The 13786-nt window shown below is 37.9% G+C and carries 9 protein-coding genes and 3 pseudogenes; 7 read left to right on the top strand and 5 right to left on the bottom strand.

Going from position 1 to position 13786, the window contains the following annotated elements; all coding sequences use genetic code 11:
* Window positions 1-25: 25 nt before the first annotated feature.
* From HGO23_RS11550 to HGO23_RS11520, 7 genes are all read left to right on the top strand, one after another.
* Complete coding sequence (locus HGO23_RS11550) at window positions 26-763, top strand: DUF2306 domain-containing protein (protein WP_209026709.1); 738 nt, start codon at window positions 26-28, stop codon at window positions 761-763.
* Window positions 764-787: 24 nt separating this feature from the next.
* Window positions 788-3145: an efflux RND transporter permease subunit gene (locus tag HGO23_RS11545; RefSeq protein ID WP_209026708.1), complete on the top strand. Its 2358-nt coding sequence runs from the start codon at window positions 788-790 to the stop codon at window positions 3143-3145.
* A 66-nt stretch (window positions 3146-3211) separates the two neighbouring features.
* Window positions 3212-4024, top strand: coding sequence for an outer membrane lipoprotein-sorting protein (locus HGO23_RS11540; protein WP_209026707.1), 813 nt, complete (start codon window positions 3212-3214; stop codon window positions 4022-4024).
* Window positions 4025-4042: 18 nt separating this feature from the next.
* The gene (locus HGO23_RS11535) at window positions 4043-5272 is read left to right on the top strand and encodes a hypothetical protein (protein WP_209026706.1); all 1230 of its coding nucleotides are present in this window, start codon (window positions 4043-4045) and stop codon (window positions 5270-5272) included.
* 20 nt (window positions 5273-5292) lie between these two features.
* On the top strand, window positions 5293-6987 hold the full coding sequence (locus HGO23_RS11530) for an amino acid adenylation domain-containing protein (RefSeq protein ID WP_209026705.1): 1695 nt from the start codon (window positions 5293-5295) through the stop codon (window positions 6985-6987).
* A 157-nt stretch (window positions 6988-7144) separates the two neighbouring features.
* Window positions 7145-7522, top strand: coding sequence for a VOC family protein (locus HGO23_RS11525; protein ID WP_099135658.1), 378 nt, complete (start codon window positions 7145-7147; stop codon window positions 7520-7522).
* Between the two features lie 601 nt (window positions 7523-8123).
* Window positions 8124-9437: a cation:proton antiporter gene (locus HGO23_RS11520; protein WP_169923038.1), complete on the top strand. Its 1314-nt coding sequence runs from the start codon at window positions 8124-8126 to the stop codon at window positions 9435-9437.
* 95 nt (window positions 9438-9532) lie between these two features.
* On the opposite strand, the pseudogene HGO23_RS11515 reads toward HGO23_RS11520, so the two are convergent.
* From HGO23_RS11515 to HGO23_RS11495, 5 genes and pseudogenes are all read right to left on the bottom strand, one after another.
* Window positions 9533-9634, bottom strand: a pseudogene (locus tag HGO23_RS11515) (integrase core domain-containing protein); the annotation flags it as partial.
* An 11-nt stretch (window positions 9635-9645) separates the two neighbouring features.
* Window positions 9646-10962: pseudogene (locus tag HGO23_RS11510) on the bottom strand (phage tail fiber protein).
* 1071 nt (window positions 10963-12033) lie between these two features.
* The gene (locus HGO23_RS11505; RefSeq protein ID WP_209026702.1) at window positions 12034-12693 is read right to left on the bottom strand and encodes a hypothetical protein; all 660 of its coding nucleotides are present in this window, start codon (window positions 12691-12693) and stop codon (window positions 12034-12036) included.
* 255 nt (window positions 12694-12948) lie between these two features.
* Window positions 12949-13536, bottom strand: a pseudogene (locus tag HGO23_RS11500) (IS110 family RNA-guided transposase); the annotation flags it as partial.
* Entirely contained in the window at window positions 13526-13765 is a 240-nt protein-coding gene (locus tag HGO23_RS11495) for an integrase core domain-containing protein (protein ID WP_209026701.1), read from the bottom strand. The gene HGO23_RS11495 and the pseudogene HGO23_RS11500, both read right to left, overlap by 11 nt.
* Window positions 13766-13786 lie beyond the last annotated feature (21 nt).

The raw sequence follows: 13786 nt of genomic DNA, 5'->3' as shown, positions 1-13786 counted from the left end.
GGCAAAACGTTAAGAGGGAATAGATATGAAATTACACAACAAGATACTGGTTCGATTTTGTTGGTCATGGATCGCGATAGTGTGCTTGGGCACGATAATTCACGGCATCTATCGGACTTGGTGGGTGGCAGAAGGGGCAAGCGGCAATATACAACCCAACCTGTTAAATCCTAATCAGGCTAATGATATGGAATATATTAAACATCACTATATGTCCTATATGCATTTGATTACTGGCATTGTGCTCTATATCTTAGGGCCTATTCAGTTCGTTGATCGTGTCAGGCGAAAATGGCCAAAAGTGCATAAGTGGTCAGGATATTGTTTCTTTATCACCGTTATGGTGGTGGGTGTGACCGGGATTTTAATGGGAATTCTGTTTCCAGTTGGCGGTACATCAGAAACGGTTTCATCAATTTTATTTTCTCTCATCATGATGTTTTGCGTTTTGAGATCTATTGCAATGATTTTAAAGAGGAAGGTTGAGCTTCATCGCCAGTGGATGATCCGCAGTTACATGATTTCACTGGGTCCCGCCACAATGCATGCTTTTATTCCGCTTTTTATCCAGATCGGAGGAAAAGACATTGGTGAAGCCCTGGCACTGTCTTTGTGGATTGGATTCACCATCCATCTTATTTTGGCAGAGGTTTGGATCCATAACTCACGACCACCAGAAAAAGGGCAACTCCCTGAATCGAAAAAACGAAAGCAGGCAATTTCGACTTCGGCCTCTCAAGAAAAATACGAAATTACACTTTAGGCTGTTTTTATATAAGGACAGGGCATGAAACCTTCTAACTGGGTAGATAACGCGGCATCGGGTTATGCGCGTTGGGTTGTGAAAAGGCGTTATCTCAATCTTATTTTGGTCTGCATTGTATTGTTTTTTACCTTCAAGGGAATGGAGAACCTGGCATTTACCAGTAGTTATAAAGTCTTTTTCAGCCGGGAAAACCCATTTTTGAATGCGTATGAATCAATGCAGAAAACTTATAGTAATGGTGATAGCGCTTTGATTGTACTGGCACCGAAGGATGGCAATGTTTTCAGCAAACAGTTTCTTTCTATAGTTGAAAAGTTAACAGAAGATGCCTGGCAAGTTCCAAATGCGTATCGTGTTGATTCTATAACTAATTTTCAGATCACTAAAGCAGATGATGACAATCTGGAAATCAGGAAACTGGTTCCTGATGCGGCAAAGTTAACAAAACATGACTTGGTGGAGATCAAGAAAACAGCGCTGGATGAACCTTTGTTAGTCAAACGCATCATTTCTAAAAATGGTGATGTGACCGCAGTCAATGTGTCTGTGCGCTTGCCAGACGGAGACGACAAAATTGTTGCTGAAGTCGCAGGGTATGTGCGTCAACTGAAAAGCCAGTACACACAAATGTACCCGGATATTGATATCCATCTAACGGGTGTGGCAATGATGTCAAATGCCTTTCCCGAAATCAGCATCAAGGAGATGTCAACAACAATACCTGTTGTATTTCTGATTGTACTTATTCTGACTTTTATGGTGCTGAGATCGTTTAGCGCAACCTTTGTCGTCTGTCTGGTGATTATTTTTTCCATCATTGCAGCATTGGGGGCAGCCGGATACATGGGAATAAAACTGACTCAGGTTTCCGCCAATGTCCCCATCATCGTCATGACGCTGGCGGTTGTTGACAGTATTCATATTTTGGTGACTGTCATTAATCGTATGAAACTGGGGGACAGTAAGCATGACGCAATAATGGAGAGTTTGCGGGTCAATCTCACTCCGGTAATTATTACCAGTGTGACCACTGCTGTGGGATTTCTGGGACTAAATCTGAGTGATGCACCCCCTTTTCACGATTTGGGCAATATGACGGCAATAGGAATGGGGGCAGCACTGTTTTATGCCTTATTCTTATTGCCTGCGTTGCTGGCTGTTTTACCTGTCAGAGTGAAACCCGGTGTACAGAAAAAGCAGCTTTCCATTGAATTTCTGGCGAATTGGATTATCGATAACAGGAGAAAACTACAGTTTGGTACAGTGACATTTGGACTCATCATGCTTGCCTTTATACCCAGGCTGACGGTTGATGAAAATTTTGTCAAAAACTTTGCCAAAGGTCTTGAAATCAGGGATGACTCTGACTTTACCCAAGATCATTTAACCGGGCTTTTCAATATGGAGTTTTCGTTAGGTGCAGGGAAAGAAGGAGGAATAAATGAACCTGAATATATGGCAAAAGTGGATGAGTTTGCCAATTGGTCACGCGCTCAGCCGGGAGTGATGAATGTCAATGTTATCACTGACACAGTGAAACGCATCAACCGGAGTATGAATGGGGATCATGTAGCTTACTACCAGTTACCGACAGACAGAGAAACGATTGCTCAATACCTTTTGCTTTATGAAATGTCTCTGCCTTTGGGGTTAGATCTTAACGATCAGATTGATGTCAGTCGTTCAGCAACCAAAATGACCGTCACTTTTTCTGATTTAAGTACCTTTGAAATGCAAAAGGCAAAAGAGGCACATGAGAAGTGGCTTATTAATAATGCGCCTCCATCAATGCACGCCCATGCCGCCAGTGCATCGTTAATGTACACCTATCTAATGAACACCAATATCAAAGGGTTATTAGTCGGTACGGCTATCTCGTTTCTAATTATCACTCTCTGTCTAGGGATCGTTTTCCGTAGTGTGAAATATGCATTGATTAGCATGCTACCTAATATATTGCCCATCTTTATGGCCTTCGGTTTATGGAGCATCATTGACGGCGTTGTGGGAATAGCGGCCGCAACAATCGCGACCATGACATTAGGTATTGTTGTCGATGACACAGTCTATTTTGTGTACAAATATCTCCGTGCACGCCGTGAACACAAAATGGAACCAGAGGATGCCGTGCGTTATTCCTTCTCAACGGTTGGTATAGCTCTGCTATCGACCAGCATCATTTTTATCTGTGGCTTCGGCTCTATGGTGCATTCAGATTTCTTAATGAATGCGCAAATGGGGATTTTTACCGTCATGACGGTGACTTTTGCACTCTTGCTTGATTTCTTGTTGTTGCCGACGTTGTTGATAGCAATAGACAGTAAGACTAAGAAAAAGAAACCCACCGTTCCTGATGAACCACTGATGATAAAAATGTGACGATGACCTGATAGCTTGCTGTGGTGCATTGAACGAATAATTAGGATGTATTTAGGAGAAAACATAATGAAAAAATTCTTTGTTCAGATTTTAAGAATAAAAGGATTCTCATTGGCATATCTATTTATTTTTGGGTTACTCAGTTTCCCCACATTTGCTTCAGAGGAGCAGGGGAGAGAAATAATACAAGAGGCTATCGCCAGAGATAATGGTTTTGGTGATACGGTTACTGATCTCAAGATGACGCTATTAAATGCGGAAGGTCAGGAAAGTCATCGTTATTTAAAGATTAGTACGCTGGAAGTCGCCGGGGATGGCGATAAATTATTGACTTTTTTTGAGCAACCCAGAGATATAAAAGGCACAGCCTTATTGGCCTTTACACATTTAGACCGGGATGATGAGCAATGGATATATTTACCTGCATCACGGCGTGTAAAGCGTATTTCTTCCAGCAATAAATCGGGATCTTTTATGGGAAGTGAATTTGCCTATGAAGACTTGGCTTCCGAAGAGATTGAGAAATACAAAATGTACAACTACTTGGGAGAAAAGCCTTGTGGACAACAAAGCTGCTTTATTGTTGAGAGAAAACCTGTTGATAAAGAATCAGGATATGCCCGGCAGATTGTGTGGATAGACAAAGACTTCTACCGATTTATCAGAATTGATTACTACGATCGTCGTAATGCGCTGTTGAAAACAAGAACATTCGACGACTATCAACTTTATATGGATAAGTATTGGCGTTCTTTAGAAATTACGATGAAGAACCATCAATCGAACAAAACAACGAAATTGCTGGTGAGAAATATTCAATTTCAGGCTGGTTTAACGGATCGGGATTTTGACATTGCTGCCTTGAAAAGAACGAGATAGCGCCTGGAGGTACAGACGATGTGGTCAATAGTCAATATTAAGAGGAGCTTTATTTCACAACTGGTCAGTGTGTTGGCAATGTTCGTTTGTTGGAATGTATCAGCAGGAAAATTCGATCTATCTGTAGGATGGGAACAGCGGGTTTTCTTTGAAAATGGCGTGTCTGGTGAGCAGGAAACTGAAAGCCATTCGTTGCAGGCAGGAGGAAAGTACTTTACAGGGTGGGATAACGGCAACCAACACTTGGTTATGGATGTGCTGTATCGGAAAGACTCCAGCAGCAATAACAGGGAGCCTTTTGAGCCACGAGATTTATATTGGGGATATATCTATAATTCGTGGGAACTTTATGCTGGTTTCAGGAAAGTCTTTTGGGGAACTACGGAGTTTAGTCACCCTGTAGATATTATTAATCAGTCAGATTTGGTCGATGACCCTTTTGGCAACGAAAAACTTGGTCAGCCAATGATTAATATAACCAAAGTGAATGACTGGGGCGTTTTTGATCTGTTTCTTCTTACCGGATTCAGAGAGAGAACTTTTCCTGGCCACAAAGCGAGATTACGTGCCGAATTGGATGTTGACACTCGCAATGCCGTTTATCAGCATGCTGATAAAAAATCAAAGCTGGATTTTGCCGTGCGCAGCCATCATACATTAGGTAACGTCGATTTAGGATTATCCTATTTTAATGGCACTGAACGTACACCGGAGCTTGTTTTAAACAGTAACAATCAACTGGTTCCCTATTATGGGCAGATTCAGCAGATTGGATTGGAATATCAATGGAACATTAATAATTGGATCATTAAATGGGAAGGCGCTTACAGGCAAAAAGACCGGCATTTTTCGACAAGTCCTAAAACATCATTTTTGGTTTATTCAGGCGGTTTGGAATATACCCGTTATGGCGTTTGGGGAAGCAGTGCTAATTTGACTTTTTTTCTGGAATATATGAAAGACACTCGTAATAAATTTTCAGATACCCCCTTTGAAAATGATGTTTTTGCAGGCGTTCAATTTTCTGCCAATGATGAACAAGATTTGGTTTTGTTTTTAGGCGTGACTCAGGATATTCATAACGGTTCCAGGGCATGGACATTTAATGGCAGCCGACGATTAGGCGACAATTTTAAATTATCACTAAACGGTGCTATTTTTGAAAATTTAAATTCCGAAGATCTGTTATACAGCTTCCGTAATGAAAGTTATGTTGGAATAAAGTTTATCTATTTCTTCGGTATCTAAAACTCATTAAAGGGTTAAAAATGGATAAAGAAAATTTTCTGAATATGTCTGAAAGGCATCAACAGAAAGTATTATCAGAATTACTTGGTTTAATTTCTGCTCAAGATTATTCAGGAGATCTTGATGAACGATTAACTAAGCATGATTTGGATAATATCTCACTGATTTCATGGTTTGAATCAATAGTTGAACGTTATTGTGAAAAAACAGCGCTGATATTAAATAAAGAGAGAATGAGTTATGGTGAGCTGAATAAGAGAGCAAATCAGGTCGCACATTATTTACTGGCAAAAGTACCAGGAAGCAAATGTATAGGTATCTTTCTGGAACCGTCCTTTGAAATGGTTATCAGTATTATTGGGATATTGAAAGCAGGTTATGCCTATTTGCCAATAGATATTAATAATGCTGCTGAAAGAATAAAATCGATTCTTAATGATGCAAAACCGGACATTATCATCACAAAGAATTTATATTTGAGTGGGCTATCTGGTTTTTCGGGTGAGACTTTCTGTTTTGATAGTAACTATCCGGCACTTTTACATTCATTGGCATTAAACCCCAAGAAAGATATTAAGGGTACGCAATGGGCTTATGTTATCTATACCTCTGGTTCAACAGGGATACCAAAAGGTGTACCAATCGCACATTACAATGTGATTCATCTTTTCCGTGCGACAGAAAGACTATTTGATTTTTCCGATAAAGATGTTTGGACTTGTTTTCACTCAATAGCATTTGATTTCTCCGTTTGGGAAATTTGGGGAGCGCTTTTAAAAGGAGGAATACTGGTGGTGGTTCCTTATAATATCAGTCGCAATCCTCCCAAGTTTTATGAGTTATTAGTACGTGAAAAAGTAACGGTATTAAATCAAACTCCAACGGCATTTAGATTACTGCTCCAGACAGATGACTATATGTCAAACAAAACAGAACCTCTTAGCCTGCGATACGTTATCTTTGGTGGAGAAATGTTGAATATATCAAGCCTTCGTCAATGGACAGACAAGTATGGCTATCAACGACCTGAATTAATCAATATGTATGGTATTACAGAAACAACAGTACATGTTACTTTTCATAAGATTAGCCCCGATGATTTAATCAGTAATGTAAGCCCGATTGGATTACCTTTACCAGGCGTGATAATTCACTTATTAAATGAGGCAGGTCAGCCAGTAAAAGAAAATCAGGCTGGAGAGATGTATATTGCAGGTTTAGGCGTTGCCAATGGTTATTTAAATCGCCCGGAGTTAAGCCGTGAGAAGTTCATTACTAACCCCTTTGAAAAATTATCTGCAAATTTGTACCGTACTGGTGACCTTGCTCAGTATATGGAAAATGGTGAGTTGTGTTATCTGGGACGTATCGATAATCAGATTCAAATTAGAGGATTTCGGGTTGAACTGGGTGAGATTGAAAATGCAATGCGGAAATTAAGTTTTGTAAAAGATGCTATTGCCACTATATATAGACAAGAACGATATAGACAAGAACAAAACGATTTGAAAATTGTTGTGGTATATCAATCTAATACAGTTGATGAGATTAAGCATAAAGAAATCAGACAGTTATTAAAAGAATATCTTCCTGATTATATGCTGCCGGATTTTACGGCAAGGGTAGTGGAATTTCCAATAAATAAAAATGGCAAGTTAGACCTAAGCCAGATTGGATGGGATAAAAAGGGCATAAATGACGAAAATGTAATATGAACTAATAGTGATTATATTAATTTGGTATTATATTAAATTTATCCTTGTTCTATTTTGTTAAGCGATCTATCAAATTTAAGCAATAAATTGCGGTTTTTGTTTATCTCCAATAAACTCATTTTTGATATTTGTAAAAATAGAACATAGGGGAGTGGCAATGATTGGTTATATCACATTGGGTACGAATGATTTTTCCCGTGCAGCTAAATTCTACGATGAGCTGCTTGCTGAGTTAGGCGCCCAGCGTGTCATGGAAACACCGACTTTTATCGCCTGGGGGCCGGATTTTAATGTGACAAATCTGTGCATTATTAAGCCGTTTGATGGTAATCCGGCAACCGTGAGTAATGGGGGAATGATTGCGCTCAATGTTGATAGTCAAGAAAAGGTCGATCAAGTGTATAACAAAGCTATTGCTCTTGGAGCAATGGATGAAGGAAAACCTGGCCCTCGTGGCGAGCATGGCTTTTATGCTGCTTACTTCAGAGATCTTGACGGTAATAAATTGAATATCTTCTGTATGTTACAGGGATAATCGCTATTATTAGGATGTACACAGGCAACTATTATAAAGTTGCCTGAAATAACTAAATTAAAAGTTAATGGTCAATTATTATTTATTTTGGTCATCATGGTTAAAATATATTGATTCTGTAGTTTAAATTGGCATTGCTACAAAACATTTAATTATTGTAAAAGCACTCCCCCAACATGCTTTTTTCATGGCTAAGCCAAGTTTATCATGAAAGAAGGGATTTATTTTTATAAATAAGAATTAGAGGTCATTATATAGATAGAAATTGATAATGTTAAAGTGATTTATACCCTATGGATTTCAAGATATAACTTGAAAGACGACGGGTATAATCATGTAATTAAATGCGGTGTATCTTTTCATGCCAAATAAATTTTATTATTTGGTGTTGATATATGCCTCTGATTCTTTTTATTTAAAAAATGAGAGGTGAATCATTACAGTTACAAAACCTGACAGTGCTTTTTTATATGAAACTTATTACCACTATCTTTAGTGGAAGTTATTTATATGTATTTTATATATCTTCAATAATGGTTTATTTGTGAATGAATGGTCTTGGATCTTTCATTCCATTTAACATTAAATGGAATTTATTGATATGACTGAAAAAAATAATACGCTAATTGCCTCATTGGTAAATGAAGGTGCATCGGCTGTTGGTTCCTCGGCTGAGGAGATTTTATTGAGATTGCTATATCAGTTAATTATTATTCTTATTGTTACACGACTCTTTGTTTGGATTAGCCGCTCTTTTTTAGGGCAAACGGCCGTTGCAGGAGAAATATTGGCAGGCTTGGTTTTAGGGCCAAGTATAGCAGGAGCGTTATTTCCAGAACTAATGGAAAGTATTTTTCCAAAAGAGAGCTCAACGATTTTCATAGGAATTTCTCAGATTGGGCTCATTTTATTAATGTTTGAAATAGGGCTTGAATTTGAATTCGGAGAGAAATTAAGAAAAAGTCGATTTGCGGTCGCTGTGATAAGTATTGCGGGTGTTTTTCTGCCCTTCACGGTAGGTTTCTTTTCTGCTGAATGGATATGGAACTCTATGACAGTCCCACGTCCTGATAAGAATGCTTTCCAATTATTTTTTGCTTTAGCGCTATCGATTACTGCTATTCCAATTCTGGGAAGGATTTTTATGGAGTTGGGGCTGGCTCACACGCGAACAGCGGCTTTAATAATCGGGGCAGCCGCAATTGATGATATAGTTGGTTGGATACTATTAGGTGCGATATTGACACTCTTTGTTTCCAATTATCAGTTTGATCAATTTATGTTTAACATATTTGGTATAGTTATTTATATCATACTGATATTTTTGATTGTCAGACCACTTCTGCGTCGTTGGCTTTCTTCGAGATTAAGAAAAGAAAAGCGACTTAGCCATACTGTTATGGCCTGCATTATCATTGTTCTATTTTTGTCTGCCTCTGTAACGAGTTATCTGGGGATTTTTGCTCTAATCGGTAGCTTTGCTATTGGGGTAGTGTTGCATGAAAATAGAGAGTTTGTCATACGCTGGAAAGAAAGTATTGGTAGTTTGGTGCATGTATTTTTTCTCCCGATATTTTTTACGTATACGGGGCTTCGTACAGATATTGGTAGCCTTAGTGGACCCGATGAATGGATGATGTGTTTACTGGTATGCTTGTTGGCGTTTGTTACAAAGTTTGGCGGAACCTACATTGCCAGTCGATTATTAGGTGAAAATCGCCGTATTGCTGCAACTATTGGCATTTCAATGAACACAAGAGCGTTAATGGAACTTATTGTTCTCAACATTGGTTATGATTTGGGGATTTTGCCGCCTAATATCTTTACCATGCTAGTTATCATGGCTATTTTGAGTACGTTCATTGCAACGCCGCTGATCCGTCGGTTAATGAGGGTTCAAGATATAAGAAATTAAGTTGATTTTCTCGCGTTAGGTTCGAAGCTAAAATGGGATTTTTGTCTGGGTTCTTATGCTATGTGAGATCTCTGACTTCGACTGGCAGATCATTTTTAAGCTTTCATTTTCTCAACAAGAGTTTTATAAGGCGTTTTACCTTTCAAGCCACCGTGTGGTCTGTGATAGTTGTAAAACGCCTTCCATTCTGCCAAATTAGCTTCTAAATCTAGTCTTTAGCAGAAGGCATTTGTACTCGAACAGAAATGAACCTGCCATTGGGAATATCAATCAAATCACCATCAGCATATCCTTCCTGTGTATTTCTGGCGAAAGTGGGGACGTCTGAATGTTCTCAGTGATAAGTCATTAATTTGATAGAACCATCGGGTAGGGTTTCGTGATCGACCCAAATTAACGGTAGCTTGTTTTTACATAACGGGATTTCTATTCCACCGTATTCCATATCGATATTAATACCTGGAATACCTTTGATATGGTAAATCCCTTCAGAAATGTGCTCGACGACTGCTCCGTGAGATTCTTTATTTGTTTCAAATTTACCGTCATTCCAGATGTTGATGATCGGAGATGTTTTTTTTACAAAACCATTAGGATCAAGTTGGTAATGAGAAGTTGACATTACTACTCCGTCTCCTTTCAGAAGAGACTGGACACTTCTAATTGATCCATCTGGTTTTTTATCTATGAAATTTATAAGAAAGTCAGAATTACCGATAGTATCTTCTATTTCCCCTAAAGTATCATTTGAGTGGGTAGCGCTGATTCCACTATCAATATCATTAGTTATTTTAAAACCACCTACTGTGACATTTCCTCCTATTATAAGATTTCCTCCTATTTTGAAATTTCCTTTTATTGTGGCACTTCCTCTTATTGTGAGATCGCCTCCTTCCGATAGGGTCATTACGCGTGTATTGTTAATATTAATAGCATACCCCAACATATTCGTGTCATTACCACGAATAATCCCAGTTTGGACATTATTTTTATACCATTCGTAATTGGTAAATGATACTGGTGTGTTAGAGGCTCCATCAGTAGATATTAATGTAACTGAGTTATTTCCCTTAGACGAAGTTCCCACCTGAGCAAATTTAAAATATCCCTGATAACTTCCACCATTAGAGGAAACTGCATTTCGTGCCAAAATCACTGTTTCGGTTAATCCAAGATTGTTCACAAATTCAGTTTTATTGGGAATATCGGCACCGTTTTGTTTTTTTTCCAGATATGCATTGGAGTTATTATTATTCGCGTTAATTGCATTCTGATTGGCAGTATTTGCTAAATCATATGCTTTTTTCACTGCTCTTGATGTTGCTGCACGTAATTGGCTATCACTATCAACATCATTACTCAAGATTACAAATCCTTTATCTTCCAATGTTGCATCAGGGTGGTTACGGCTTTGAGCGTGTTCCTCGATAGATTCCTTCACATATTTCCGAGTTGGCACGATGACAAAATCACTATCTTCTGATTCTGAGATTGGTGTATCTGGTTTATTATTTTGTATGCTCATATTAAGTTCCCTCATTTAATCAACAACATGTATTGATAATTCAGCCAGGTAAATTAATTGAAATATCTTGGCGACATGAAGGCGGGCAACTTATCCGCCGGTGAACATCGATAAAATTGGTTCATCAAAACTGGAGAGTGAGTTCAATTGGTTGTTTTATAGATTTGGTCGCTTGTATGTTTGCGAGTTTAAGGATGACACAGAATGGCTGGTGAGACATTAATAAAATCTATACCTCTATCGTTGATGAAATTTGCATCACTTTCTATAACTTATCGTAGTTTATAGCAATAAGTAACTAAAGCATCAGCATAATAGATATTAGTTTCTGAGTTTTACTACTTAGCCAATAACATGATTTTTGCAGTTTTTTGTCGTTCAACAAGAGAGGGGAGAAAAATGCTGTCGCCATTATATTAGGAATGGATATTAGAATGTGATTTATATCAAAGAAAAAAGTCGCCCGAAGGTGGATTTTTTATTCCCTAACTCGCTGTTTTACCAGTCAGTTTTAATTTCAGCCCGGTACTAGTAAATTAAGTTAACTAGTTTAATAAATTGAATTTATTTTTGTTAATTGATGTTGTGCCTTTTTTTATGCTCCTAAATTTATTTGTTATTTTTGCATTCAACTATTTGATTTAATTTTATTTTTTAATTATTAGTGGTTTTCTTTCTGTGCTAAGGTTAATTTTCATATGAAGAGAATAGTTAAGTTCTATCATATGTTGAGAGCCATGTTTTCACATGACTTATTTTTCACGTCAACGATTGTAATGATCAGACTTGCGTATCAACTCAAAAAAGTCTCTTTTAATTTATGAATGAACTAATATTTATATAGGAGAAGACGAACATGTGTGTTTTGAGAGACTCCACACAAGTTAGTACAGCTTCCATACCATCATTACTTCTTTATTTTCAAGTCATTTTCCTCAATTAATGTAATTAGCTCTGTTGTACGGTTGCGTAGCTATGAAGAAATAACTTTTTCACTACTATGCAGAAGTGAAAAAATTTCTGTAATTCTGGATAGTTATCCAAATTAAATGAATTAAAATTAAATAAAGTTTACCTAATAACAACATCAGTTAAGTAATGTCTTATATTGTTTGGTTTGTGTATATATTTAATTCTAGAATGGCCGTTCCGAGTTGTTCTCCTATACATATTATCAATTAAGCTATCAATAAGATGAGGAAACATTTCTTTATTGAAAGCTCCACAAATTGAATAACATAAATAACCACCACAATTTGGATCAAATATAAATAATTTGCTATTATCCCAAACTATAACCCCTATGTGATTATCAATTGAGATATGACGATTATAATGAAAGCTGGGATGAGCGCTACGGCTATTATCATTGTCAATACGAACCATAGATAACATACCATAACCATTTTGTTCATCTATATTTATACTTTTTGATGACCTAAGATAATTATCCTGAAACTCATATTGTTGTTTTTTGATAATATATTGATACAGATCATCACGAAGTGAATATGATAATTTCAGTCTATCCATATATTTTCTTGTAAGATTGAATGATATCTTTGGACATAATATATCTGAACCTTGTTTATATACCAAATGTGATAAAAGACAAAAGCTAATGCCAAAACATAATCCTTTTCCTAGTTTATCATTATGATATCGAAGGTATTTTTGATCAAAAGGGAAAAATTCATCTATATTAGGATGATCTACATTTATCTGATGCATATACTCATTCACAATAGTTAGCTTTAATATTCCTTAATCTCTCAAATTGCAAATTGATTAATTGCAAACGAGAAAAATTCCCGAAAACCATCTTTTATAAACATGCGATTACCTATGCTCTCGGGAGGTTCGTTCCGTTGTCACTACTTAATCCATGATGTATTAAGTGGAATAATCCTTATAGTTTTTGACGCTATGCTAGTATTAGTGTCATTACAATTAAAATTACAAATCTTTACTTTTAATATGGACATTTATCTGTGAATCCAACTCACCAAGCCTGTTGTACTGCTCCTCCAGCACGGTGATGAGATACGGAGGAAGACGCATTTTCAGTCGTTCCAGTGCTATTGGTAACTCTTTGTCCAACGCTACCCGGCCTTTGTGGAGGGTCTCACTAAATTCCAGCAGCGTACCGTGCAAGGCATTAATCTGTGCGGTTCTGAACTTGACCAGTTGCCTGTGTGAACGATGCAGAACCAGTACTGACTGTTGTTCTTCTGTTTTGACGGCTATCGCCTTACCGGGCTGTTGTACCGCCATCCAGATAGCGCGGGCATCCATCACGTCATTTTTGTTGCCCATCAGGAACGCCTTAACAAACCGGGCCTGCATCAGTCGTACCTTGTGCCCCTGTTTTGTCAGTTCGCGTGCCCAGTGATGAGAGCCACCACAGGCTTCCATACCAATCAGGCAGGGTTCCCGGTTACTGAAGAAAGTCAGAAAATCCTGGTTACATACCTGCTTATCAACCACTTCGCCAGTGTGCTCATTGATGAAGTGGATCTGAATCAGATGTTTTGCGATATCAACGCCAATCGGTGTGTTCTGCTCAAGAAAAATCGGACACTTTTACGAAGGCCATTTCATATTCCACGGGTGTTAAATCATTATTGGCCGTGTGCAATCGTGTTAAATTGTAATAATGCAGATAATCCAATCCATCTTTTTTCCTCTCTGCCTGGTTTTCATGATGGGTTTTGAAGAGCCAATCCTGTTTCAAACTGCCAAAGAAACGTTCGACAACAGCGTTATCCCAACACGCCCCGACATCCCCCTGGCTTGCTCTCATGTCATAACTGCTGAGCAAGTC

It is taken from the genome of Xenorhabdus budapestensis, from assembly GCF_017743015.1.
Taxonomy (GTDB): Bacteria; Pseudomonadota; Gammaproteobacteria; order Enterobacterales; family Enterobacteriaceae; genus Xenorhabdus; species Xenorhabdus budapestensis.
Note: the sequence above shows the minus strand (reverse complement) of the source record. Positions and strands in the feature narration are given on the sequence as shown.